Annotated in this window: 18 protein-coding genes; 9 read left to right on the top strand and 9 right to left on the bottom strand. The window is 67.8% G+C overall.

Annotation, left to right across the window (positions count from 1 at the left end; all coding sequences use genetic code 11):
• The first annotated feature begins 90 nt into the window (after positions 1-90).
• From imuA' to ACFFGH_RS26625, 6 genes are all read left to right on the top strand, one after another.
• Positions 91-762, top strand: a complete 672-nt coding sequence (gene imuA', locus ACFFGH_RS26650) for a DnaE2-dependent mutagenesis accessory factor ImuA' (RefSeq protein ID WP_386674045.1) — start codon at positions 91-93, stop codon at positions 760-762.
• Entirely contained in the window at positions 759-2,294 is a 1,536-nt protein-coding gene (locus ACFFGH_RS26645; RefSeq protein ID WP_386674043.1) for a DNA polymerase Y family protein, read from the top strand. The genes imuA' and ACFFGH_RS26645 overlap by 4 nt, the downstream gene beginning before the upstream one ends.
• Positions 2,295-2,330: 36 nt before the next feature.
• Positions 2,331-5,747: an error-prone DNA polymerase gene (locus ACFFGH_RS26640; RefSeq protein ID WP_386674041.1), complete on the top strand. Its 3,417-nt coding sequence runs from the start codon at positions 2,331-2,333 to the stop codon at positions 5,745-5,747.
• Between the two features lie 247 nt (positions 5,748-5,994).
• Positions 5,995-6,336: a CU044_2847 family protein gene (locus tag ACFFGH_RS26635; protein WP_386674039.1), complete on the top strand. Its 342-nt coding sequence runs from the start codon at positions 5,995-5,997 to the stop codon at positions 6,334-6,336.
• Between the two features lie 3 nt (positions 6,337-6,339).
• Complete coding sequence (locus ACFFGH_RS26630; RefSeq protein ID WP_386674037.1) at positions 6,340-8,301, top strand: trypsin-like serine peptidase; 1,962 nt, start codon at positions 6,340-6,342, stop codon at positions 8,299-8,301.
• On the top strand, positions 8,285-11,518 hold the full coding sequence (locus ACFFGH_RS26625) for a hypothetical protein (protein ID WP_386674035.1): 3,234 nt from the start codon (positions 8,285-8,287) through the stop codon (positions 11,516-11,518). The genes ACFFGH_RS26630 and ACFFGH_RS26625 overlap by 17 nt, the downstream gene beginning before the upstream one ends.
• A 239-nt stretch (positions 11,519-11,757) precedes the next feature.
• Here ACFFGH_RS26625 and ACFFGH_RS26620 read toward each other — a convergent pair whose 3' ends face one another.
• The 4 genes from ACFFGH_RS26620 to ACFFGH_RS26605 form a co-directional block, all read right to left on the bottom strand.
• Positions 11,758-13,542, bottom strand: coding sequence for a DEAD/DEAH box helicase (locus ACFFGH_RS26620; protein ID WP_386674034.1), 1,785 nt, complete (start codon positions 13,540-13,542; stop codon positions 11,758-11,760).
• A 148-nt stretch (positions 13,543-13,690) separates the two neighbouring features.
• Entirely contained in the window at positions 13,691-14,422 is a 732-nt protein-coding gene (locus ACFFGH_RS26615) for a hypothetical protein (protein ID WP_386674032.1), read from the bottom strand.
• A 131-nt stretch (positions 14,423-14,553) separates the two neighbouring features.
• Positions 14,554-15,792: a DNA polymerase IV gene (locus tag ACFFGH_RS26610; RefSeq protein ID WP_386674030.1), complete on the bottom strand. Its 1,239-nt coding sequence runs from the start codon at positions 15,790-15,792 to the stop codon at positions 14,554-14,556.
• Between the two features lie 361 nt (positions 15,793-16,153).
• Positions 16,154-16,423, bottom strand: a complete 270-nt coding sequence (locus ACFFGH_RS26605; RefSeq protein WP_386674028.1) for a GlsB/YeaQ/YmgE family stress response membrane protein — start codon at positions 16,421-16,423, stop codon at positions 16,154-16,156.
• A 179-nt stretch (positions 16,424-16,602) separates the two neighbouring features.
• Between ACFFGH_RS26605 and ACFFGH_RS26600 the strand changes: the two genes are divergently transcribed.
• Positions 16,603-17,379, top strand: a complete 777-nt coding sequence (locus ACFFGH_RS26600; protein WP_386674026.1) for an SGNH/GDSL hydrolase family protein — start codon at positions 16,603-16,605, stop codon at positions 17,377-17,379.
• Between the two features lie 27 nt (positions 17,380-17,406).
• Here the strand turns inward: ACFFGH_RS26600 and ACFFGH_RS26595 are convergent, their stop codons facing one another.
• From ACFFGH_RS26595 to ACFFGH_RS26580, 4 genes are all read right to left on the bottom strand, one after another.
• On the bottom strand, positions 17,407-18,636 hold the full coding sequence (locus ACFFGH_RS26595) for a D-alanyl-D-alanine carboxypeptidase family protein (RefSeq protein WP_386674024.1): 1,230 nt from the start codon (positions 18,634-18,636) through the stop codon (positions 17,407-17,409).
• 122 nt (positions 18,637-18,758) lie between these two features.
• Positions 18,759-19,883: a hypothetical protein gene (locus ACFFGH_RS26590; RefSeq protein WP_386674022.1), complete on the bottom strand. Its 1,125-nt coding sequence runs from the start codon at positions 19,881-19,883 to the stop codon at positions 18,759-18,761.
• 86 nt (positions 19,884-19,969) lie between these two features.
• Positions 19,970-20,722 (bottom strand): HAD family hydrolase, encoded by a 753-nt coding sequence (locus tag ACFFGH_RS26585; RefSeq protein ID WP_386674021.1) that lies wholly within the window; start codon positions 20,720-20,722, stop codon positions 19,970-19,972.
• A 39-nt stretch (positions 20,723-20,761) separates the two neighbouring features.
• Positions 20,762-22,084: an oligosaccharide flippase family protein gene (locus ACFFGH_RS26580; protein ID WP_386674019.1), complete on the bottom strand. Its 1,323-nt coding sequence runs from the start codon at positions 22,082-22,084 to the stop codon at positions 20,762-20,764.
• Positions 22,085-22,264: 180 nt separating this feature from the next.
• On the opposite strand from ACFFGH_RS26580, the gene ACFFGH_RS26575 reads away from it, so the two are divergent.
• Together ACFFGH_RS26575 and ACFFGH_RS26570 are read left to right on the top strand one after the other, a co-directional pair.
• Positions 22,265-23,707 carry a sugar transferase gene (locus ACFFGH_RS26575; RefSeq protein ID WP_386674017.1) on the top strand — a complete coding sequence of 481 codons (1,443 nt, stop codon included), beginning with the start codon at positions 22,265-22,267 and terminating at the stop codon, positions 23,705-23,707.
• Between the two features lie 156 nt (positions 23,708-23,863).
• Positions 23,864-24,178: a hypothetical protein gene (locus ACFFGH_RS26570; RefSeq protein WP_386674015.1), complete on the top strand. Its 315-nt coding sequence runs from the start codon at positions 23,864-23,866 to the stop codon at positions 24,176-24,178.
• 78 nt (positions 24,179-24,256) lie between these two features.
• Here the strand turns inward: ACFFGH_RS26570 and ACFFGH_RS26565 are convergent, their stop codons facing one another.
• Entirely contained in the window at positions 24,257-25,537 is a 1,281-nt protein-coding gene (locus ACFFGH_RS26565; RefSeq protein ID WP_386674013.1) for an oligosaccharide flippase family protein, read from the bottom strand.
• Between the last annotated feature and the right edge of the window lie 60 nt (positions 25,538-25,597).

Raw genomic sequence — 25,597 nt, 5'->3', positions numbered from 1 at the left:
CCGGGTGACACGAGGCAGGCTTGATCGCAGTCCGACGTGCCGGTGTCGGTGGCGATTGACATAGTCGAACGTATGTTCGAACATGGGGGCATGTCATCAGCGGCGGTCACGCTCGCTCCCCCGGCTCCCAATTCAGAGCAGGTGCGGGAGCTGCAGGCGCGCATCCGCAGCATGCAGGCTACCAAGCTCGACACCCGCAGCCTGCCGACGATCGATGCGCTCGCCGGGCTGCTTCCCGGCGGTGCGCTGAAGCAGGGAGCCGCCTACTCCGTGGTCGGCTCAACCTCGCTGGCGATGGCCCTTCTGGCCGCCGCATCTGAGGCCGGATCGTGGTGCGCCGTCGTCGGTGTGCCCGATTTCGGGATCGAGGCGGCGGCCGGCATGGGCATCGAGCTCGAGCGGCTGGTGCTCGTGCCCTCCCCCGGCGACCAGTGGCTCCCGGTCACCGCCGCACTCCTCGACGTGCTGACCCTGGTGGTGCTCCGCCCGCCTGCCCGCATCTCCGACGGCGCCGCGTCCAGGCTCGCCGCCCGGCTGCGGCAGCGCGGTGCGACGCTGGTCACGCTCGGCGACTGGCCACAGATCGAGGCGCAGCTGCGCATCACCGAGAGCCGCTGGACGGGCATCGGCGCAGGGCACGGCTACCTGCGCGGCCGGCAGGTGAAGGTCAGCGTCTCTGCCCGTTACGACACTGCCCGCTCCGACGTCGCGCGCAACGGCCGGATGTGGCTGCCGGATGCCGAGGGACGGCCACGCAGATGACCCGCACGATCGTGCTGTGGTGCCCCGATTGGCCGGTCACCGCACTGGCGACCGAACAGAGGCTGGACCCCGGCTCACCGATCGCGGTGATCGACCGCGGCACCGTGTTCGCCTGCTCGGAGCGCGCCCGCGAGGAGGGCGTGCGGCGGGGCCTCCGGGTGCGTGAGGCGCAGGCCCGCTGCCCCGGGCTGATCGTCGCCCCCTGCGACCCGGCTCTCGACGCGCGCATCTTCGAACCGGTCGTCACGGCAGTCGAGGATCTGGTGCCCGGAGTGCAGGTGCTGCGGCCCGGCACCTGCGTGCTGCGCGCCCGCGGGCCGGCGCGCTTCTACGGCGGAGAGGACCGCGCGGCGGAGGCGCTGCTGTTCTGCCTCGAGTCGCTCGGCATTGCGACGGCGCGGATCGGCATCGCCGACGGCCCGTTCGCTGCGGAGCAGGCCGCGCGCACGAGCGGCGCGGCCCGGGTGAGGGTGGTCGAACCGGGCACATCCGCAGAGTTCCTCGCACCGTTCCCGGTCAGCGTGCTCGACGACCCCTCGCTGATCACGCTCTTGCGACGGCTCGGCATCCACACCCTCGGCGCGTTCGCGCGGCTGCCGGCGCTCGACGTGCTCGGCCGGTTCGGGCAGGCCGGCGCGCAGGCGCACGCGCTCGCCAGCGGGCAGGACTTCCGCCGGGTGGTGCCGCGCACTCCCCCGGCGCACTTCGATGTCGGCATCGACTTCGAGCCGCCGCTGGACCGCATCGACTCCCTCGCATTCGGCGTCCGGGCGACCGTCGACGAGTTCCTTGAGCGGCTCAGTGACGCGGGCCTCGTCTGCACCGAGCTCGGCGTCGAGATCCGCACCGACAAAGGCGAGGAGAGCTCTCGCACCTGGCAGCATCCCCGCTGGTTCACCGCGGCGGACATCGTCGACCGGGTGCGCTGGCAGCTCGGCGGCTCGGAGGGGCTCAGCTCCCCCGTGAACCGGGTGCACCTCATCCCGGAGCGAGTGGACTCCGCCGGCAACCACGAGGCTGGACTGTGGGGCGGCGGACCCGACGAGAGCATCCACCACGGGCTCTCCCGGGTGCAGGGTGTGCTCGGCCACGAGGCGGTGACCACCGCGGCGGTCGCCGGCGGCCGGTCGCTGAAGGACCGCGAGGTGTTCGCGGCGTGGGGCGACCGCATCCCGGCCGACCGCATCCCGGTCTCAGCGGCAGCCGGCCGCACCTGGCCGGGCAGCCTGCCGCCGCCCGCACCGGCGAGCGTGTTCGCCGAGCCGCTGCCGGTCACCGTGCTCGGGCGGAACGGGACGCCGGTCGACGTCGACGAGCGCGGCATGCTCACCGACGAGCCGGTCGTCTTCTCCCCCGGCGGCAGACCGCAGCAGATCGAGTCGTGGGCGGGACCCTGGCCGGTCGAGGAACGCTGGTGGGACAAGGACGCCGCTCGGCACTTCAACCGGTTCCAGGTGGTGGCGGCCGACGGGATGGCATGGCTGCTGGTGCTGGAGTCCTCGTCCTGGTGGGCCGAGGCACGCTATGACTGAGCGCCGGTCGCTGAGCTCGTCGAAGGGAGCCCTACGGTGAGCAGGGGCTGGCACAACCCGCCGATCCCGTGGTCGGAGCTGGAGCGGCGGCTCTCCGACCGGCGCCCCGGCGGACCGCCCGCGAACGCAGACGGCGGCGACAGCCCCGCATGGTCGCGCAAGCGGCAGCCGTACAACGCTCCGCGGACCGAGCCGCCGCGCGACGGCCCCCGGGTGCCGTACGCGGAGCTGCACGTGCACTCCAACTTCAGCTTCCTGGACGGCGCGAGCGGCCCGGAGGAGCTGCTCGAAGAGTCGGTGCGGCTCGGCTTGGACGCGCTCGCTCTCACTGACCACGACGGCCTCTACGGCATCGTGCGGATGGCGGAGGCGGCGGAGCAGTACGACATCGGCACCGTGTTCGGCGCCGAGCTGTCGCTCGACCTCGGCGCCCCGCAGAACGGCATCCCTGATCCCGAGGGGAGCCACCTGCTGGTGCTCGCCCGGCGCGAGGAGGGCTATCACCGGCTCGCGGCGGCACTCACCTCAGCGCAGCTCGCCGGTCAGGAGAAGGGCAAGCCAAGCTATGACCTCGGCGAGCTCTCCGATCGCGCAGGCGGTGCCTGGATGGTGCTCACGGGATGCCGGAAAGGCCGGGTGCGGCAGGCGCTGGCGGGCGTCGGTGCGGAAGCCGCCGACCGGGAGCTCGGCCGGCTCATCGAGCTGTTCGGGCACGACAACGTGCTCGTCGAGCTGACCGACTCCGGGTATCCGCTCGACAGCACGCACAACGACCAGCTCGCCGAACTCGCCCGCCGGCGGCGGCTGCCGGTCGTCGCCACCGGCAACGTGCACTATGCCACCCCCGCCGACGCGAAGCTCGCCGGCGCTCTGGCGGCGGTGCGGGCGCGGCGGAGCCTGGACGAGATGGACGGCTGGCTGCCATCATCCCGCAGCGCGCATCTGCGCTCGGGTGCGGAGATGGCGGCGAAGTTCGCCCGCTACCCCGGCGCGGTGGAACGCACCGTCGAGGTCGCCGACGACCTCGGGTTCACGCTGAAGAGTGCCAGCCCGCGCCTGCCGAGGCAGGAGGTGCCGCCCGGCCACACGGGGATGAGCTGGCTCCGCGAGCTGGTCTGGCGCGGCGCCGAGCAGAAGTACCCCGGGTTCGGTCCGGACATCCGGCACCGGATAGAGCGGGAGCTCGCCGTGATCGAGGAGAAGGACTTCCCCGGCTATTTCCTCATCGTCCACGACATCGTGCAGTACGCCCGCAGCCGCGGCATCCTCTGTCAGGGGCGCGGCTCGGCCGCGAACTCCGCTGTCTGCTACGTGCTCGGCATCACCGCGGTGGACTCGATCTTCTTCGACCTGCCGTTCGAGCGGTTCCTGTCGAGCCTGCGCGACGAGTATCCGGACATCGACGTCGACTTCGACTCCGACCGGCGGGAAGAGGTGATCCAGTACGTGTACCGCAAGTACGGCCGGCACAACGCGGCGCAGGTCGCGAACGTCATCACCTACCGGCCGAAGTTCGCGGTGCGCGACATGGCGAAGGCGCTCGGCTACAGCCCCGGCCAGCAGGACGCCTGGTCGAAGCAGATCGAGTCGTGGGGGTCGGTGGCCACCACCCAGGAGCACGACATTCCGCAGCAGGTGGTCGAGCTGGCGGAGCAGGTGCTGAAGTTTCCCCGGCATCTCGGCATCCACTCCGGCGGGATGGTGCTCACCGACCGGCCGGTCGGCGAGGTGTGCCCGATCGAGCACGCCCGCATGGAGGACCGCACGGTGCTGCAGTGGGACAAGGACGACTGCGCCTGGATGGGGCTCGTCAAGTTCGACCTGCTGGGCCTCGGCATGCTCGCCGCACTGCAGTACTCGCTCGACCTGATCCGCGATTCGACCGGTGAGAACTGGGATCTCGTGACGCTCCCGAAGGAGGAGGCGGGCGTCTATGACATGCTCTGCCGTGCCGACTCCATCGGAGTGTTCCAGGTGGAGAGCCGCGCGCAGATGGGCACACTCCCCCGGCTGCAGCCGCGCCGGTTCTACGACCTGGTGGTGGAGATCGCACTCATTCGCCCCGGTCCGATTCAGGGCGGTGCGGTGCACCCCTATATCCGGCGGAAGCTCGGCAAGGAGCCCGTGCACTACCGGCACCCGCTGCTCGAGCCGGTGCTGGAGCGCACCCTCGGGGTGCCGCTGTTCCAGGAGCAGCTGATGCAGGTCGCCATGGCGGTCGGCGGCTGCGGGCCGGAGGAAGCGGACCAGCTGCGCCGCGCCATGGGCTCCAAGCGCGGGGTGGAACGGATCTCCTCACTGAAGGAGAAGCTCTACGCCGGGATGGCCTCCAACGGCATCGAGGGCGACCTGGCCGACGACATCTACGGCAAGATCGAGGCCTTCGCGAACTTCGGCTTCGCGGAGAGTCACTCGATCAGCTTCGCGCTGCTCGTCTACGCCAGCTCCTGGATCAAGCTGCACTACCCCGCAGCGTTCCTCGCGGCGCTGCTGCGAGCCCAGCCGATGGGCTTCTACTCCCCGCAGAGCCTCACCGCGGACGCCCGCCGCCACGGCGTCGAGGTGCGCCGCCCCGACATCCAGATCTCCCTCCCCCACCCCACCCTGGAACCCTCGGTCCCTGAGCCTGTCGAAGGGGCCGCACGAGCCACAGGAATGGACTCCTGCCTGAACCGCACGCAACCCCCGGTTGGGGACTTCGATCGCACCGCCCCCGACCGCACCGCCGACCACCGCCGCGATGGCGAGTTCACCGTCCGCCTCGGTCTCGCCGACATCACCGGAATCGGCCAGGCCACCGCCGAGCGCATCGTCGAAGAGCGTGAGACCGGCGGCGCGTTCCTCGACCTCGCCGATCTCTCCCGCCGGGTCGGCCTCTCCAGCGCCCAGCTCGAGGCCCTCGCCGCGGTCGGCGCCTTCGACTCGATGGGGCTCGGCCGCCGTGAGGCGCTGTGGCAGGCGGGATCGGCAGCGCAGGAGAAGGCGAGCTACCTCAGCGGCACCTCGGTCACCGTGCAACCACCGTTGCTGCCGATGCTGAGTGAGGGCGAGCAGGTGGTCTCGGACCTCTGGGGCATGGGACTCTCGCCGGAGGACCACCCGATGCGGCACGTGCGCGACCAGCTCGCCGAGCGCGGGGTGCTCTCCGCCGCGCAGCTCCGCGAGGCGGAGCCCGATCGTCGGGTGGAGGTCGGCGGGGTGGTCATCCACCGGCAGCGTCCGGCGACCGCGGGCGGTGTCACCTTCCTGAACCTCGAGGACGAGACCGGAGTGGTGAACATCATCTGCACGGTCGGGGTGTGGAACCGCTACCGCCGCGTCGCTCGTGGGGCGCCCGCCATGATCATCCGGGGCATCCTGGAGCGCAGCCTAGAGGGGGTCACCAACATCCTTGCGGACCGCTTCGAGGTGCTTCAGGTGAACGGGAAGACGGCGGTGCGGAATTTCCGGTGACCATGTCGCTGGCAACGGTGAAGCGCGACCGACGGCGATGGTTTCCGGGATGGCTTGTCGTCTGGACGCGGTACTCGTGTGACGCTTCGAGGGGTCACCCGCCGGCAGGGTCTTTCGACCTTGTCCAGCGCAAGACGTTGCTGTCAGGCTGATTTATGTCCTGACGACCAGAGAGGGACGCGGTCAGGAACAGATGAGGATCACAGACCTCGCGCGGTACATCAGCCGAGCGGAATAAGAGGGATTCATGGCTGGCGAACGAGTGTTGGCTATTGACCTCGGTACGGACGCGGACGGAACGAGCGTCCGCCTTGCCGTCGTGGCAGAGCAGGTCGGTCAAACGCTCGTGTCAGATGAGGACGTGGTCGCTCGGCTCGGCGCACTGACCGCACCCATAGAGCGAGTCAGCAGGGAAGTGCTCAACGCACTGAAACGTGCCGCGCCGACCAAGGCGACAGTGGAACTGTCATTTGGCATCGCAATCGAGTCGAGTGGGCTGGTGGCGATGATCGGCAAGGGCAAGGGCGAGGGAAGCATCACCGTCACGCTTGAGTGGGATGGGCGGGAAAAACCCGAAACCGGTGGCTAAGCCGTGGAGCTACCTGACGAAACCCTCGAGAAGCTGAAGGCACTTCTCAAGGAATGCACCGCGCTCGTCATCGTCGACGGGAAGCCGAGGGGGTCGGCCGTCTTCGTCAGCCCTGAACTGGTGCTCACCTGCGAGCACGTGATCCGTGGCGGGCAAGCCTTGCGTTTGCAACCGTTCGGGCGCCCGGAAGTCAGAGAAGTGACCGTTGCAGAGGTGTTCAGGGAAGGCGATGTCGCGCTGTTGCGCGTTCCAGACGCCAACGTAGATGCAGAGCAGCCATGTGCAGCAATCAGTTCAAAGCTCCGAGATGGCCGGGTGTCGGTTGTCGGTTTCCCACGTGAAGACGGCCATCCGCCAGGCATCGAGGTACGTGAGACGAAAGGCACGACGCGCGCGACAGGGCCTACCACGTATCAGCTGCTGCAGCTGGAAGCCGGCGTAATCATCACCTTCGGCATGAGCGGTGGCCCGGTGCTGAGCCACGAAACCGGTGCTGTCGTCGCCTTGGCGCAATCCTCGAGGCACCCGGTGGACGCTTTGGGCGGCAGCGCAATCCCCATCGCGCGCGCCTCGGAACTGCTTGACGACATTCAGCGAATCCTCGAGAGGCCGCCAGCGGCCGTCCATCGCTGGCGTAATGTGCTCGGCCGGGAAGGGTGGGCGGATCTCGGTCTCCCCTGGGACCTCAGGGACCAGATCGAAGTCCTGGTGGTCGAAGACGAGTCGGGATGGAAGATCGGCGTCGATCCGCCGCCGATCATCGGCTTGGTCCAGCAACAACTGCCCGATCTCGGAGGCGACATCAACGATGCACTCTTCCGGTGGGCGCAACGTCAACGTATGCGCGAGGAGGAGGAGGTGCTGGTGCTCGGCCGTCTCTTGGCCGGTGCGCTGTTCCCAGCCGCGTTCGCCTCAGAACTCCGACGTCTGCAGGCCGCGGATAAGGTGATGATCCGACTGACCGTTCCTTCTCGGAGCCGTCTGGCCGACATCCCCTGGGAACTCTGTGCCGTGCCGGGGACTCACGACAGATTCTTAGCGGCCGACAAACGGTACCGCTTCGTACGCATGCTCGACGACCGGATGATCCCCCCTGCCCCCACCACCGATTTTCTTCGCGTAGCCGGGGTGGTCGCGCTCCCGAGCAGGTGGACGTATCCCGTCGTCTACGGAGACGACACGTACCGCTACCCTCCGGCCGCTGAAATCGCGAACCATTTGACAGCTGCCATCGAGGGAGAACGAGGAGGGCCAGTTCGACCCGATGTCCTCGTAAATCCCCGCCCGGCAGACATTCAAGAGCGATTCGTCGATGTCCCCGAGCGGTTCGAGATCTTTCACCTGATTGCGGTGGGACGTACCGTCCGGGCGGAGAAGGACTCAGTGCAGGTCGCTCTGGTGAGCGAAAAAGCGACGGGGGCCTCGCAGAAAGTCGGGCCGAAGTGGGAGCCCCTCGAGAACGTGCTGTCGACCGCGGTCGCCGCTGGGGCGAAGGTCGTTGTCCTCGAGCTGATGGTTCCACCAGTCAGCTCTCAAGATCAGTCGATCACCGTGCAGACGCTGGCACCGACGATTCCGAAGCAGCTGATGGCTGTGGTCGTCACTCGCTTCCCCATTCATCCCCGGCAAGCTCGGGAGTTCAACGAGACGTTCTACGACCAGTTGCGTCGCCGGAAGTCGGTGGAGACCGCTGTGCAGCTTGGCCGCGCCGCATTGGCGTCGAACAAGCCAATCGAAGACAGCGCCGGATTCGGCTGGTTCAGTCTGCTGACACGCGGCGCCGACGAACTTCATCTCCTGAGGGTGCCCCACGGGGAGCAGGGACGCCCGATGACCGAAGGCAGTCCTACCGCGGCACTGCACGGGCGGATCGACGAGGAAAACGCGGGGTATCGCCTTCATGGGTCCGGGAGTGAGAGCGTCCAGCGCAGCGATGGAGGCGCGGCCGATGGCTACTCGAGATGAGTTCGTTTCGCGAGCGCTCCGCGAGGCGGAGCTCGCGTTCGACCTGCGTACCGCGATTCGTGACGCGCAAGAAGCGCTGGGTGGCGGTTCTGTCGTCAACGCCGAAACGGTGGAGATCGTGGGGTCGACCCTGCGAGACCGAATCAGGAGTGTGGAATCCGGGTTGGCAACCCTGAATCGTGTCGTGATTCGTCTCGATCACCTTGCGCATGTGCTCCCATTCACGGAAGAGGGATGGCCGACAGTGCGTGCGTCCTTGCGCGTTCGCTTGGACGATGATCCGTCGGTCGGTGTGGCGGAGTGGGCGCGATATGCGCTGGACGCCGCGAGCAGGATGCGGACGTCCGCGGTGAAGCGACTACTCACAGAGGTGCCGCTGCGTATGGGAACCCCCCTTTCCCTGCGTGTTTCGGCGATGGCGGATGCTCTTGAAGATGCCCAGGTCGTTGGTCAGGAGGCGAGAAGCTTCTACACTGCGCAGGCCCTGCTTGAACCGGCGATGGCCGGGCTCGTCCTGGGAGGAGTTGCGGTCCCCGAGGCGCACGTGCGACGAGACCTCCAGGCGCTTCTTGTTCGGCTCGCCTTGAACGCCGGCAGGGTAGAGGATGCGGCACGTCTACTCGACAGTTCGGTGGACGCAGACGAGGACTCCGGGGATGCTCGGCGCCTGGCTTTGAATGGGTTGGTGGCCGCGGCCAACGGAGACGGTCGTCGGGCCGAACGTCTCTTGGCGGATGCGCGCAGCCTCGACAGCGTCAATCTCGATGCCGCTGCGGCGGTGATCCAACTGCGGCGGCGAGCGCGGGCCGCAGAAGACGAACCCATAGCTCAAGGGCGACGCGATGCTGATGGCGCGCTTGCGGCGGCGCGCGAAGCAGTGGGTGCACTCGAATCTCTCGCGGATGTTGATGCTGACCTTCGCGTGCTCTTGGACACGCCCCCGGAGTTGTGGCTTGCCGTTGTCGAGCGAGCCGCGGCGGAGGGCGATACGCCGACCTGTCGACACGCCCTGCAACAGTTGGTTGATGCCGCGACAGGCATTCACGACGGACCATTGCGTGCCGCCGGCTACGAAGCGCTCGCCGCGGTGGAGGAAGATCCGGAACGGCGTTGTGCTGCACTCATCAGCGCCGGTGACGAGCGTTCGTCGGCGAAACAATCTCGCCAGGCCGCAGCACTGTTCCATCAGGCCATGGGGGTGCGTGGGGCTTCCGATCGCGCCACAGCCCTGGCGACAGTGCGCTGGGCGGACGAGGTCGCAATTCTCGCGTGGGAATTGCCCTCCAAGGAAGTCGCCGTTCAACTCCAGGAGGCGATGCAACGTGTCCGGAAGGCGGTGATTCACCTTGACTACGCGGGTGAGGACTCGTGGTCGTTCTTCGTCGTTGCGAGGCTCGACGAGATCCTTGCGCGGGGAGACGACCCCGGGAGGTCGGCGCTCAAGGAGGAGGCATTACTGGCAACAGCGCGCGCTGTCGCTTTTCAACCGAATCCCGGCCGCTGGGAGTGGCTCGGGAGTGCCGCCGAGAATCTGAATCTGCACCGTGTGGCGTTCGCCTTCTTCAAACGGAGCCAAGGGGAAGCGTGGGCCACCGAGTCGTCGCCTTCCAGCGAGATCATCCAAGTCTTGGTCAACATGGGTCGACTGGATGAAGCGATCAAGGCGCTCGAGGGGTCGCAAGGGCTCTGGGAGTCCTGCGCGCGAGGATATGCCCTTCTGCGGACTGGCGATGCGCGCGGCGCGGCAACAGCTTTTGAGTCTCTGCCCATAGACCCGACTTGGGGCTGGGCATGGACCTCCTACACGGCTGCACTCATGCTGCTCGGCCGCCGTGAAGACGCGGCTGCCATCGCCAACCGCCGGCTTGTCGAACTCACCGACCGTTGGGACGAGATGGTTGGACTCGAGGCTCGGTGTGATGCGGCGTTCGTGGACGGTAAATCAGTGGAGCTCCTGCGGCTGGGCGAGCGCCTCCGGGAAATCGAGGGAAACGACTACGGCGAAGGTCAGGCCGCCGTGGCACTCGGTCTGCTCATCGCCGGTCAGGCGGGGGATGCACTCGCGGTGTGGTCTGGAATGATGAGTCGGTCCCCGGAAATCGTCGACTTGATCGCTTGGTCTACCGTAGTGCGCCCCATGTTCGTGATGTTGACGGGAACAAGGCCGCCCGACTTCAGCGGGGTGGATGCCGTCGTGCGAAACCGCTTGGTCGAGTTCCGAGGCGTGGACGAACATACCGAGTTGGAGCGACTGCGTCAGTCCCAGCGAGCGGACGCCGAGTTAGCCGCTGATCTCTGTGCCGCGTTGCTCACAATCGGTTCCGGTGAGGAAGAGTTCGATCGCCTACTGAAGCGGCCGGGCAAATGGGCTGAACTCGAAACGGAGACGTCGTCGATTCGCGCTCACGTTCAGGCTCTCGACCGTTCCAGCAGAACGGTCGCTCTTGCCAGGACCGCTGTCACCGCTGCGCGGAGCGGAGACCATGAAGAGGCTGAACGCGCCTTGCGTTCGCTGCTCGATAACGCCCCTCGCCCGGTCGACGAGCTGCTGGACGCGCCAGGAGGCCTCGACTTCATCGGTGACGTCGTCGGGGCCCTGGAGCGCTTGAGGTCCGACGCAGCGTACCGCGAGCGTGCGCATGACCTGCTCGTCCTGCTCGGGCAGAGTCAGGCCGACGAGGACGGCGTTTTGCGACTGCTCCTGCCAAGTTCCTGGTTCCACGGTTATGACGATCCCCCCGCCGAGCACGAGGTGTTCCGGGTTGCGCTGCCCACGCTTCGTGCGTCGCCGCTGTCGCCGCCGGAGCGGATCATTGTCGGCACTGCCGATGATCTGGAACCGGACGTCTTCGTGGTCGTCGGCACGGACGGCTCGATTCTCGACCGCGGGAGCATTCCCCTCGGACGTCGGTACCTGACCGATGACGTGCTCCCGCTTTTAGGACCGGTTGATCCGGACGCGGTAGGACCTGGCGTCCTGCCCGGGTGGCGCTCGATCCAGCGTGAAGCCTTCGATGGTGACGACCCCACGATCGCCCTGCTCACGGTGTCACCGTTCGAGATGGCGGTTCAGGCGTTAGGACATGCGGTGCACGGGATGCAGCAGAACCAGCTCAAGCAGAGCGTGTGGTCCGTCGCTAAAGACGGCTCGAAGCGATGGCTCGCTCAAGTTGGCAAGGGCGTGTCAGCTCAGCTCAAACGATTGTTCGATGGATGAGAGCTATGTGCGTATCGATCGCGAGCAGGCGACCGATGCGGAAAGCCGAGGGAGACGGGCGACAAAGACTTGCGCTCCGGGCGTTCGCTCGTGGCTTCCGCGCCCCGGGTCGCCCAACTCGCTGATCGTTTCGTTCAAGACCTCGCCGAAGGAGCCTCCGGTATCCATGTGTGCAAGGAACCGCGATCGCCGGTTCACCGTGGTGACACGCCTGCTTCCTCGCCACGGGCGAATAACCCTCAGCTGCCGATGCGGCGGCGCAGCAGGTCGATACGGGCCTGCAGTTGGGTGACGCTCGCCTTCGCGACTTCAGGGCCGCCGCAGATCCGCCGCACCTCTGCGTGGACGATGCCGTGCGACTGATTGGTGGAGCGCGCCCAGATGCCGACCAGGCTGTTGAGCAGGGTGCGCTGCTCCTTGAGCGTGCGGTAGAGCGGTGGGGGCTCGGCTTCCTTCGGCGGCTCGTGCTTTCTGCGGTCCGCCATCCGCCGCGACTGCCGCTGCTGCCGCGACTTCAGCAGCTCCCCCACCTGCTCCGGGTCGAGCAGGCCCGGGAGGCCGATGAAGTCCCACTCCTCGTCGGTGTCCGGCTGCACCAGCTGGCCGAACTCGTCGCGGCCGTAGAGCACCTTCTCGAACTCCGCCTCGGACTCCAAGGCGGTCCACTCGAACTCCTCCTGAAGCTCCGAGGACGCCTTCTCCTCCCGGTTCGCGCTCTCGATCAGCGACTCGTCGAGCAGGTCGTCCTTGCCGCTGTCGCGGTCGAGGGCGTGATCACGCTCCTTCTCGAGGGCTGCCGCGAGGCCGAGGAGGATCGGCACGCTCGGCACGAAGACCGACGCAGTCTCGCCCCGGCGCCGCGCGCGCACGAAGCGCCCGATGGCCTGGGCGAAGAACAGCGGCGTCGCCGAGGACGTGGCGTAGACGCCGACGCAGAGGCGCGGCACGTCGACGCCCTCGGACACCATCCGCACCGCGACCATCCACCGATCGGTGTTGTTCGCGAACTTCTCGATCCGGTCACTCGCCGCCTTCTCGTCGGAGAGCACCACGGTGGGCATCTGTCCGGTGATCTCCTCGAGGATCGCCGCGTATGCCCGCGCTGTGGTCTGGTCGGTGGCGATCACCAAACCTCCCGCGTCGGGCACGGCGTGACGGACCTCGGTCAGCCGCCGGTCCGCGGCCCGCAGCACCGCGGGGATCCACTCCCCGTTCGGGTCGAGCGCGGTGCGCCAGGCCTGCGAGGTGACGTCCTTGGTGTCGGGGTCGCCGAGCCGCGCCTCCATCTCGTCACCGGTCTTCGTGCGCCAGCGCATCCGGCCCGCGTACGACAGGAAGAGCACCGGCCGGACGACGCCGTCTTCGAGGGCGCGGCCGTAGCCGTAGCCGTAATCCGTCTGCGAGGTGCGGATGCCGTGCTCGTTCTGCACGTACCTGACGAACGGGATCGGCGCGGTGTCGGAGCGGAACGGTGTTCCGGTGAGACACAAGCGGCGGCTGGCCGGCTCGAATGCCTCGCGGATCGCATCACCCCAGCTGAGGGCGTCGCCGCCGTGGTGCACCTCGTCGAGGATCACGAGCGAGCGCCCCGACAGTGTCAGATTCCGGTGCACCGACGCCTTCACCGCGACCTGCGCGTACGTCACGGCGACCCCGTGGTAGTGCCGGGCGTGGTGCCCGTGGCGGTTCTCGAACTTGGGGTCGAGGCGGATGCCGACCCGGTGCGCCGCATCCGCCCACTGGGTCTTCAGGTGCTCGGTGGGCGCCACCACGGTGATCCGGTCGATGACGTGCCGATGCAGCAGCTCGCTCGCAAGACGAAGCGCGAAGGTGGTCTTTCCTGCGCCCGGGGTCGCGGAGACGAGGAAGTCCTTGGGTTCGAAGCGGAAGTACTCGTCGAGGGCTTCGACCTGCCACGCGCGGAGCTTTCCCGCCGTGCCGCGGGCGGCCCGATCCGGGTACGAGGGAGGGAGCCGGTCGCCCGCGAAGTCACCAGAGTGGTGGATCGGGAGAGGACTGCTCACTTGATGGAATGCTACCGGCCAGCGGGAAACGACATGCCGAGGCCGGCCGTCGTGCCGTGCGCAGCCCTCCGGAAAGCGCAGTCTGTCCAGCAATTCCCGGAAGCAAAAAGGGGCGCCGCACACGCGACGCCCCTTCCGTGTCGTCGAGTTACTTGACGAGCAGCTTCCCGCTCGACTTGACGGACGCGAAGCCGCTGACGCAGTCGCCCTGATTCTTGTAGACCGGCTTCGTGCTGGTGGCCCAGCCGCCGTTCTTGCACTGGTCTTTGCCGGTCAGCACGGTGTGCTGGGCGAAGGTGTAGCTCGTGCCGGCAAAATCGATGGCGGTCAGCACACCGTCGCCCTTTACTCCGGAGCCGAGCGAGAATCCGAAGGCGACCACCTGGGCGTCGGGGAATGCGGTGCGCCACCCGTCGAGCGTGCCGTGGTTGGCGCTGCCGGAACCGCCCGTGTGCGAGGGGGCGCCGACCTTCACGAACTGCTGTGCGGCGTTGTTGAGCCACCAGTCGTTGCCGTACACGCCGGGCTCGCCGACCAGGATGCCATCGGCCGTGCCGTTGCCATCGAAGTCGACGACCAACTGGAAACCGGGGGCGCCGCCCGTCGTCGCCGAGTACTGCAACGCCGGTTCGCCGGCCGCGGCAAGCGGTGTGTCCGTCGCGACGTACTCCGCCACCTTGTCGGTGCTGGTGTTGCTCTCTGTCCAGACGCGAAGTCCGGTTCCGACGACCTCGAAGTGGCCGGTGGCGCGGGTGTCGGACAGCGCCGTGACGAAATCGTCGGGCACGTTGATCGTGGCGCCGGCGGCCGTGGCGGGGGTGGCGAGCGCGACGCTGAGGCCGACGCCGAGGACGGCCGCGAGGCCGAGGTGCATCTTCATTGGATTCCTTCGGGATCACACCCGGGAGCGCCCAAGAAAGCCCCCCCGAGTTCTTGTTCCTGAAAGCTAGCGGCGCCCTCCGTCACTTCGGAGCAGCGGCATCCGTGTGCCCCCGCGATTGGGGCGCGGATTCAGGTGTCTGCGTGACGTTTCTCGACGTCAGACCGCAACAGCGCCGCCGGCCGCACGGTGCCCCGGCCGAACCTCGCCTCGAGGGCGTCCAGGGTCTGCTCCGCCTCGCGCCAGTCCTCGTCATCGTCCCAGAGGCCGGCCGCTCCACCGTCGCCCTCGCGAACTTGTTCAACGCGGACGCCGATGAGCCGGATTCGCTGGCCCGGCTGCGAGACGGCGTCGTACAGCTCGCGGACCTCCTCGTAGATTCGCCGACCCGTTGCCGTCGGCTCCGCGATCGTCTTCGACCGCGTGATGGTGGTGAAGTCGCCGAACCGGAGCTTCAGCGCCACCGTGCGGCCGGCGAGTCCGGCGTGGCGGAGCCGGACCGCCACCTGGCCGGAGAGCCGCAGCAGCTCGCGACGGATCGCCTCGGGATCGGTGACGTCCACCCCGAACGTGTGCTCGTGACCGACGCTCTTCTCGTGGTGTTCCGTCACCACGACGCGCGGGTCCCGCCCCCACGCCAGCTCGTGCAGCTTTGCGCCGCTCGCGTCGCCGATCCAGCCCTGCAGCGTCGGCAGTGGCGTCGACGCGAGGTCGCCCACGGTGTTCAGCCCCATCCGGCGAAGCTTCTCCGCAGACTTCTCCCCCACGCCCCAGAGTGCGGTGATCGGCAGCGGGAACAGGAACGACTGCGTCTCGGCGAGCGGCACGACGAGCATCCCGTCCGGTTTCGACCGGCCAGATGCCAGCTTCGCCACGAACTTCGTCGCGGCGACACCCACCGAGCAGGTCAGGCCGGTCTCCGAGAAGACGCGCCGACGCAGCTCATTCGCAATCTCGTATGGGGTGCCGAGGAGCCGCCGGGCACCCGCGACGTCGAGGAACGCCTCATCGATGCTGAGCGGCTCGACCAGGGGCGTGAGGCTCCGGCAGATGTCCATCACCTGTCGGGAGAACTTGGTGTAGCGGTCGTAGTGCGGCTCGAGCACGACCGCCTTCGGGCATCGCCGCAGCGCGACGGCCATCGGCATCGCGGAGTTCACGCCGTAGCGGCGGGCGACGTAGTTGGCGGCGGACACCACCGATCGGGGATTGCGGGAGCCGATGACCACAGGCTGATCGCGGAGCTCTGGATGGTCCAGGAGTTCGACGGATGCGAAGAACGCGTCGAGGTCCATGTGCAGGATGTGGGCGGCCGGGTCATCGACCGGCTCGAGCGTGACGGCGCGTCCCCGCCCGTCCTGTTTGCTCATACGCCGATTGTTCCAGGAACGGCAGACAGCGGAGCTCCGGAGCGCGACACCCCCACCCTGGGTCTATCGAAGAGGCTGATCTACCGGCATACTTCGGCCCATGGGGGAAATATTGATTGTGCTGGCTGTCTGGCTTGTCGCCTCGCTCGGGCTGGCATTGCTGCTCGGGCGGATCATCTTGGTTTCGGAGCAACGCGCGGAGGCGGAGCGTTCGTTCCGCTTCTCGACGGAGTCGGAAGGCGACAGGACTCCGTCGCGAGTCGCCGTCTAGGGCGCTCCCGATTCGACGTCAGCCGAGAGGCGGTCGAGGAACGGCGAAGCGGCGGGCAACCGAAGGCCGCCCGCCGCTCGTGGTGTCGTGTCAGGCCCTGCTGCCGCGACGGTTGGTCAGGAGACCGTAGATCAGCAGCACGATGAGCGCGCCACCGATCGCGAGAAGCCACGTCGAGATCGACCAGAACTCCTCGATGTTGGCGTTGAACAGGACGCTGCCGAGCCAGCCGCCGAGAAGTGCTCCGACGACACCCAGCAGGAGCGTGACGATGATGCCTCCGCCCTGACGGCCGGGAAGGATCAGCTTGGCGATCGCCCCCGCGATGAGTCCCAGAACGAGCCAGGCGATGATGCTCATTTCGTTCTCCTATACGTAATGACGGCGCACGATGCGCCATGTGGAGTCAACCGCCCAGCCCACTCCGGTGTCACGCGGTTTAGGCGACTCCCAGGCGGCATACGGCTAGCGTTCAGCAGACGCGCGGATGCGCTACAGGCGAAGTGGATGTGCGGTCGCCTTTGCGGCAATCTTGAGGGATGACTGCTACGCATCCGTGGTCGAGGTATGTCGCGATCGGGGACTCATTCACGGAGGGTATCGGTGACCCGGAACCATCCAGTCCCGGAGGCTCCAGAGGCTGGGCGGACCGGGTGGCCGAGGTGCTCGCGGAGGCGACGAATGACTTCGCCTACGCCAATCTCGCGGTGCGTGGTCGGCTGCTCCAGCAGATCGTCGACCAGCAGGTGGAGCCCGCACTGGAGCTGCGTCCCGACCTCATCAGCATCTCGGCCGGCGGCAACGACATCCTGCGCCCCGGCTCGGACCCCGACGAGGTCGCGGACCGGCTCGAGCGCGCCGTCGCACGGCTTCGCACTTACGGTGCCACCTTGGTGCTCTTCGCGAGCCCCGACGTCGGGATGACCCCGGTGCTCAGCAGAGTGCGGTCGAAGGTCGCGATCTACAACGAGAACATCCGGGCGGTGGCGTCACGGAACGACGCCGTTGTGGTCGACCTGTGGGCGATGCGGCAGCTCAGGGATCCGCGGATGTGGGCGCCGGACCGCCTGCATTTCTCGGCGCTCGGCCACCACACCATCGCACGCGAGGTGCTGGCGACCCTGAATGTGCCCAACGAGCTCGAGCCGTACTCCCCCGAGCCGATGCATCCGATCTCGTGGCGCCAGGCGCGCGTCGAAGACATCGGCTGGGCTCGCGAGTACCTGGTTCCGTGGGTGATCCGCCGGATCCGCCACCAGTCCTCCGGCGATCACGTGGAGCCCAAGCGGCCTCTGGCGGGCCGGGTTCGCGAGTGAGCCGACGGGCAGATGCGCCCGCGAAGCTCAGAACAGCAGCGGCACCGGGTTCGTCAACCGCCACCATGGACCGGGATCCCCGACGCTGGTGGCGAGCTCCAACGGCACCTCCGCGGTCTTCTTCCCCACGGTCACACTGAGCACGCCGACCTCTTCCCCGGCGCTGCCGGTGGTCACGTCCCGGGTGGTGACGAGCGCGGTGACCGGCGTTTCCGACCACATCACCTCGCGGTAGTCCTCGGCGACCACGATCTGTGCGGTCTCGCCCCATTCGGTCGTGAGCTCCCCAACCACCTGGCCGGCGGTCGCGAGCTGCACATCGGCGAAGTTCGCCTCGACGGACGCCAGCAGCCCTCGCACATCCGCGGCGAGCTCATCGTGGTTGCGGGCGCCGAGCGAGACGCCGACGAGGCTGACGGTCTCGTCGGCGATGGTGAAGTCGGTGGAGAACAGCAGGCACGCTCCGGCCTCGTCGAGGGTGCCGGTCTTGATGCCGTCGACGCCGTCGACGCCCAGCAGGATGTTCGTGTTGTCGATGGTGCCGAGGCCCGGAAGATCGGTTTCGCTGGTGCTCACCAGCTGCGCAAGCACGGGTGACTGGAGCGCCAGTCGACCGAGCTCGACCAGATCCGCCGTGGTGGATGTGTTCTGCGGTGACATTCCAGTGCTGTCGACGATGGTCGTTCCGCTCAATCCGTGCTCCGTCAGGAAGGCCTGCGCCGCCTTCAGGTACTCTGCCTCTGAGCCGAACGCCCACGTGACCAGGGATTCCGCGTAGTTGTTGGCCGATTCGATGAGCACGATCTTCAGCGTGTCGAGCTGGCTGAACGTTGTGCCCGAAGAGACCCAGACGACCTTGCCGTTCTGCGCGACGTACTCGTTGTAGATGGCGATGTCGTCCTGGTCGAACGTGATGTCGGGTCCCGGCTCGCCCTCCGCAAGCGGATGCGCGTCGAGCACGGTCAGCGCGGTCACGATCTTCGTGATGGATGCGATCGGCAGGGGCTCTTCGCTGCCGGTCCGGGCGAGCAGGACGTCGTCTCCCAAGAGCCCGATCGCGGCTCCCCCGGATCGCGGCCAGGTGAGCTCGACGGCCACGGGGGGCGCCACACTGAAGGGCGTCAGCTTGGCGGCAGCGCGCTCGAGCGGGGCAAGCAGTGTCAACGGGAGATAGATGAGCACAGCGAGCAGCAACGCGAGACTCCCGAAGACGACGATCCTCCGCCGGTGGTAGATCTGCTGTCTCGTGAGCGGCACCCGACCATCCTAGGAATGCGCGGGCCGCCCGAGGCCCGGTACGCGCCGTTTCCTGCGCCGGATTCACGTGCGGGACTCGGCGACGGCCAGTACGCTCTGGCGGGACGGTGCAACCGGGGTTTTCAGGGGCCCCTGAAAATGAACCGCTTGACCCGGCGGAGTCCGTAGGCGGTCTCGATCAGCGCAAGCAGCGGCAGGCGAAGCGGGGTCCTCGCCCGGGCGATCTCGCCCTCTCGCCAGATGCTGCCCCCTCGGAGGGCCGCAATCGGTCCCCTCCACTCGCGAGCCAGGGATGTGTCGTCGGTGCCGAAATCGTTCGATCGCCGCCCGACGTCCAGCACCTCGCCGATTTCCTGATCCGGCCAGATCAAAGAACGGTGCAGCGTGGACCATGCTCGCTCGGCATCACCGGTCACCCTCGCGGCAGGCCGCTCCGGGAGCGCATCGATGTAGTCGAGAACGCCGGCGAAGAGGGTGCCGGCTGCCGGCGCCACGAGCTCCTCCCAGCCTTCGCGTTCGAGGTTCGATCGCACCCGGTCCCGCACCAGCTCGAACTCCTTCACACTCGGAAGCTGGGGTTCGAAGACGGACTCGACGAGGTGCCAGTACCGGAGCAGCGCGGTACGGCGATCGAGCGGCGAGTACAGGTCCGCCTCCACCGAGAGCCCGAAGGTGCGGGCGTAGTGCGGGGCCGCGCTTCTTCGATAGTTCGCTCTCGCGATCAACGCGCTGCTGAACTGGATATCGGGGAAGCCCTCCATCAGCAGCTGCGCCGTCGTTCCGAAGAGACCGGTGTCGACCAGGATCGCTCGGCTTCGGCCGCCGAGTGCGTCACGAAGCTGCTGCTCGAAAAGGTGTGCCTGAGTGCCGATCGCCGCGACGACCGAGCGCGCGTCCGGACCGCGGAGCTGCGCTGCGAATCGCTCGACGGTGAAGGGTTCATCCCACATGCCGGAGCGGCCGCCTGGCGGCTCCAGCCTCGAGAGCGCCGTCGTCACCTCCCCCAGGGACATGTCCGAGAACTCGTAGCGGAGGGTGTCGGCGGCGGCGGGGCTCAGCGCTTCTGCAGATGTGCTGAGGCTCCGGACCAGCGTCGGTTTGATGGCGACGACCCGCGAGACCATCAAGGGTGCGATGTGCACCTCGTTGGGAAGCCCGCTCGCGGCGATGAAGCGCTCATACGCCAGCTGCATCCGCAGCCCGCCGCGGGCGCAGAACAGCATCGCCGTGTCGCTGGGGACTCTCAATTGCGACTCCAGCGACCAGAGACGCAAGCTGAACTCAGCGACGATGGGGCCCAGGACGTCGTGCCCGAAGGAGTGCGGCGACCGGCTCATGCGGTGCCCGTTCGCCCGCTTCGCACCGTGGCGAGGAGGAGCCTCGCGCGGTTCGCCGCTTTGCCGAGCATCCTCCGGCGGGAGCCTGCCCTGGGCAGGTGCACCGCGGTGCAGCCCGCCGCACGTGCCATGGCGACGTCGGCGTGCCAGCTGTCGCCCAGATGCAGCATCGATGAGGTCGGAGTCTGCTCGAGCTCTGCGACCCTCGCGAACATCCCTCCGGCATGTTTGGTCGATCCGAGGTCAGAGCTGGAGTAGACCGCATGAAGGGGGCTCCGGCCGACGACCTTGCCCAGGATGCGGTGCAGATCCCCGGCACTGTAGTAGGTGTCTGAGACGGCGACGACGCGCTTGCCGGATGCCGCTGCGCGTTCGAGCACAGACAGCAGCGGACGGTTCGCCGTCAGATGGTCGATGTCCGTGTCGACCTCGATGTCACGAAGCGTCTGCACGGCTGCGTCCTCGAGCCCGAGCGACGTTGCGATGGTCGCCCAGATCGCGGCAAGCGATGCGTCTCCTTCCGGCCGCTCCACCGCGACCGCGCGGTAGGCGCTGCTGTGAACGCTCCAGCGAAGACGGGTCAGGACCGCAGGATCGACGCCCACGATGGCGGCACCCCGACGGCATGCCTCCGCCAGTCGCCCATCCTGGACTGACGCGTCGCGAAGGAGCACCGTGTCGAACAGGTCCGTCGACACGATCCGGTGTGCCGGGTCGTCGATCGCGGAGATCAGCTGGTGTATGGACAATGTCCCTGTCCTCTCGGGCGATTGGAGGTCCGTGGATCATCAACGTCGTCGGGGACGTGTCAATCGTCTCAGTTCCGACGAGGCGAGCACGAAATCGCTCCGCCGGAGGACCAGGAAATCCCGTGCCGGCACCTTCATCACGCGTGATGCGGCGACGACGTTGAAGGTCGTGAGCACCACATTGGCGACGATGCTGGTCCACGCCGCCCCGATTGCCCCTGCGAGGGGTACGAGCAGGATGAAGACCGGGATGTAGATGGCGAGGGTGAGGGTCAGCCCGAGGCTGCGCAGTCCGGGACGGCCCCACGCCCCGAGTCCGGCGGAGGCCATCAGGCCCGGGATGCAGAGGAGTGCGGAGACCATGAGCATCCACGTCGGGATGATCGCCGCCTCGAAGCCGTCCCCGAACACCGGGCCCATCCACGCGGGAAGCGTCACGCCGATCGCGAGGCAGCCCGCCCCTCCGATCAGCACGCTGATCCTGCTCGTGGTGGTGATCTGTTGCGGGTCGTTGGTTCTGCTGTTGACACCGTAGAGCGCGTCGCGAACGGCAAGGGCGACGATCAGCGGAACGTCGGAGATCGTCGTCGCGACGATGTACAGCCCGAGCTCGGCGAGACTCGACAGCGGGGCCATGATGATCTGCCCGACGCGGGCGAGCACCATGCTCGCGACCGCGCCGATCCACATCCGGCTCCCGAACGACATGAGGGCACGCCCCACGTTGCCGGCGAACGGTTGGTCGGCGTCGCCCGCGGGCGGCACCGTCCACAGCCTCCAGTAGACGACGCCGGCGATGATCGGCGCGAGGCTGGTCACCAGGACGGCATTGAACACCGTCAGCTGGTCGAGGACGAAGAGGGCGCCCAGCACGACGATCCGCAGGGCGGCATTGACGACCCGCTCCGTCGCGACGGCGTTCCACATCTGGCGGCCCGAAGCCGCACCCCGGAAGATGGCGACGACAAGGGCCGGGATGACGAGCGCGGTCGCCAGGAGGATCAGGTCACCGAGCTCCGGGTCGCCGGTCGAAAGGAACGGTAGTGCGACCAGTACGAGGACGAAGCATGCGGCGCCGAGGACCGATGCGATGACAGCAGACCAGCCGACCGCGGGGCGAGTGATGCGCGGGTGCTTCGCGAGGTAGTAGGTGAGCGCCTCCGGCAGCCCCAGCGTCGCGACGGCGACAACGAGTGCACTGGGCGCGAGCGCGGCCGCGGCCGCACCGCGCCCGGCGACGCCGAGGCCCTGGGCCAGGATGGGCGCGGTCAGGACACCGGTCAGCGGCACCAGGAAGCTCGACGCCGTCATGAGGAGTACCGTTCGCCGGAACCCTGGCGAGGCTCCGGTGGTTTCAGTCACCGGACCAATGGTACCGGGCGCCCGCTTGCCGGGTTTCCGGCCGAGTCGGTGTCCGACACGGTGGGCGCCGGGGATTCTCGTGTCCGTAACAAAGTGCGGCTATCATCCCCAGGAGCTTCACAAACCCGAATTGTTCTCAAAGGAGGCCTCATCGTGGTCTCGCTTTCCCACGGTTCCCGAGTGGAAACCAACGATTGGCGGTCTGGCTACGCCCGGCGCCTGATCGTGACCGACCTGATCGCCCTCTCCTGGGCGGTGCTCGGTGCTCAGCTGATCTGGTTCGGTTTCGACGTGAGGGCGGTTGACGGCGGCGCGGCCGCCAGCTTCCTGGCCCTCAGCTACACGACGGTTTCGGTGCTCATCGTGCTGAGCTGGGTGCTGGCGCTGCAGTACTTCGGCAGCCGGGATGCTCGGGTGATCGGCACGGAGTTCACCGAGTACAAGCTCGTCGTCGTCGCGAGCCTCTGGACGTTCGCGCTGCTGGCGATCGCGGCGTATCTGCTCAAGATGGATCTTGCCCGCGGGTATTTCTTCACGGCCTTGCCGCTCGGCGTGCTTGTACTGCTGATCTCGCGCTGGATGTGGCGCCAGTGGCTCCGCCTCCAGCGCAGCAGCGGACGGTTCTCCTACCGACTGCTCCTCGTCGGGTCGGCGTCGAGCACCGTCCACCTGGCGCGCGAACTGCTCTCCCGGCCCGAGGCCGGATATCACGTCGTCGGCGTGTGCATACCGGATGAGCAGCCCACGCCGGCGCTGCTCGAGTTCGACGTCCCGGTCTGGACCGGCCTCGACGACCTCGTCGGCAAGCTGGAGGAGTCGGGCGGCGACACGGTGGCCATCACCGGAAGTGACCAGCTGTCGCCGAGCCGGGTGCGTGAACTGAGCTGGAGTCTCGAGCCGGGACGGAAGCACCTCATCGTCGCGCCGAGCCTCACCGATATCGCGGGTCCGCGGATCCACACCCGCCCCGTCGCGGGGCTCCCGCTGATCCACGTCGAGACACCCCGATACGAAGGCGCGAAGCACCGGTCGAAGCGCGCGTTCGATCTCGTCGGCTCCGCCATCCTGCTGTTGCTGCTCCTGCCGGTGTTCCTCGTCGTCGCCGCGCTGGTCAAGGCGTCGAGCAGGGGCCCCGTGTTCTATCGTCAGGAGCGGATCGGGCTCAACGGCGAGGCGTTTCGGATGTACAAGTTCCGCTCGATGCGTCCGAACGCCGATCAGGAGCTGGCGGCGCTCCTCCAGGCGCAGGGAACCAGCGAGACGCCGCTCTTCAAGGTCCAGAACGACCCCCGCATCACACCGGTGGGCCGGGTGCTCCGCAAGTACTCCATCGATGAGCTCCCCCAGTTGATCAATGTGCTGAAGGGCGACATGAGCCTCGTCGGCCCCCGCCCGCAGATCGCCGGCGAGGTCGCGCTCTACACGAGCGCTGCCACGCGTCGGCTGCTGCTGAAGCCGGGAGTGAGCGGACTGTGGCAGGTGAGCGGCCGGTCATCCCTCTCCTGGGAGGATGCCATCCGCCTTGACCTGTACTACGTGGAGAACTGGTCGATCACCGGCGACATCCTGATCCTGTTCCGCACTGCCCGGGCGGTGCTCATGCCCGGCGCCGACGCGCAGTAGTCGTCGTCCGAGTCGGCTCGTCCCCCGAGAGTTTACAAACTGGAAACATCCGGGCCCCCTTTTGGGGGACCGGGGACCACTACTGTGATGAGTGCGGTCCCGGGGGGCGCGACCGCAGACCCGATTCGCTCCATCTGAAGGATGTGTGCCTTCTCCATGCTCAAAAAGACCCTCATTGCGCTCGCCATTCTGCCGGTGGCGACGCTTGCGCTTCCCGTCGCTGCGACCGCCGTCGCCATCGACCACGCCGCCGAGGCCGCCGCCTCGACGGCGGGCGTCAGCCACTCTCAGGCTGCTGCCACCGCGACCACGGATGACCTGCTCGGCACCGCCGTCACGCTCTGGGGCGTGACCGGTGTCGTGGGCGTCGGTGGGATGATCGCGTTCGGAATTGCGGTCGGTCGCGTCGGCCGCACTCGCCCGGACGCGATCGCGATCGCGGCTCCCGGCACGCAGCCCAGCCTGGCCTGACCGCTCACCCCCAGCGCTGACACGTGCGCTGGAGGGCTCCGCGCTGCCCGGCGGGGGTCGTCCCCCGTTCGGCGCTCGCTACTTCCGCCCACGGCGGACGAGGCGCCGAACTTCGTGCCGCACCTGACGGATGTCCCCGGAGTTGAGCGCGAAGAAGGCGCTGGGCGGCACCGTCATGACTCGGGACGCCGCCAACACGTTGAACAGGGTCATCGCCACGTTCCCGGCGATTCCCGCCCATCCGGCGCCGACGGCTCCCCATGCCGGAACGAGCAGCACGAACAGGGGGACATTGACCAGCAGCGTGACGATCAGCCCGAGGCTCCTGAGGCCCGGGCGGCCCCATGCGCCGAGGCCGGCCGCCGCCATGAGCCCGGGGAGCGAGATCACCGCCGCGAGCAGCAGCAGCCAGGTCGGCACGGTCGCGTCCGTGAACTCCGCCCCGAACACCGGGCCGATCCACGCGGGCAGTGACACCCCGATCACCAGGCAGCCGACCGCTCCGACCAGCAGGCTGATCCGGCTCGTCGCCGTGATCTGGGCTGCATTGGTGGTCTTGCTGTTGACACCGAACAGCGTGCCCTGGATGGTGAAGGCCACGATGAGTGGCACATCGGCGATCGTGATGGCGACCACGAAGAGACCGAGCTCGGTCAGGTTGGAGAGCGGCGCCATGATGATCTGGCTGAGACGGGCGTAGACCATGCTGGCGACCGCGCCGATCCATACCCGGCTGCCGAAGGTCAGCAGGAGCTTCGCCAGCGGCCCTGCAAGGGGCTCGTCGACTTCGTGGCGCGGCGGGCGGGTGAAGAGCTTCCAGTAGACCACCCCGGCGACGAGCGGCGCGATGCTGCTGACCAGCACGGCGGTCAGCACGGTCAGTTCTCCGAGGATGAAGAGGACTCCGAGCCCGGCGATGCGCAGGATCGCGTTCGCCACCCGCTCGAGCGCGACCGCGGTCCACATCTGACGTCCGGTCGCCGCGCCCCGCATCATGTTGACGACGAGGGCAGGAATCACCAGCGCGGTCGCCAGCATGATGAGGTCCGCGAGATCCGCGTCGCCGACGGAGAGGAACGGCAGAGCAAGGAACACGGCGATCAGGCACACCGCGCCGAGCACCGCTGCCACGGCGGAGCTCCAGGCGACCGCGACGCGGGTGACCCGGGGATGCTTCGCCAGGTAGAAGGTGAGGGCCTCGGGAAGGCCGAGTGTGGCGATGCTGACCGCGAGGAGGCCTGGCGCCAGGGCTGCGGCGACCGCGCCTCGCCCCTCGGCGCCCAGGGCCTGCGCGAGAATGGGCGCGGTCAGGATGCCCGCGGCCGGAACGAGGAGGCTCGACGCAACCATCAGGATCATCGTCCGTCGGAAGGTCGGAGCCCCATCTGGCGGTCGGGTCACCCGCCCAATGTTAGCGGC

It is taken from the genome of Lysobacter korlensis (assembly GCF_042434515.1).
This window is presented reverse-complemented; position numbering and strand designations above follow the sequence as displayed.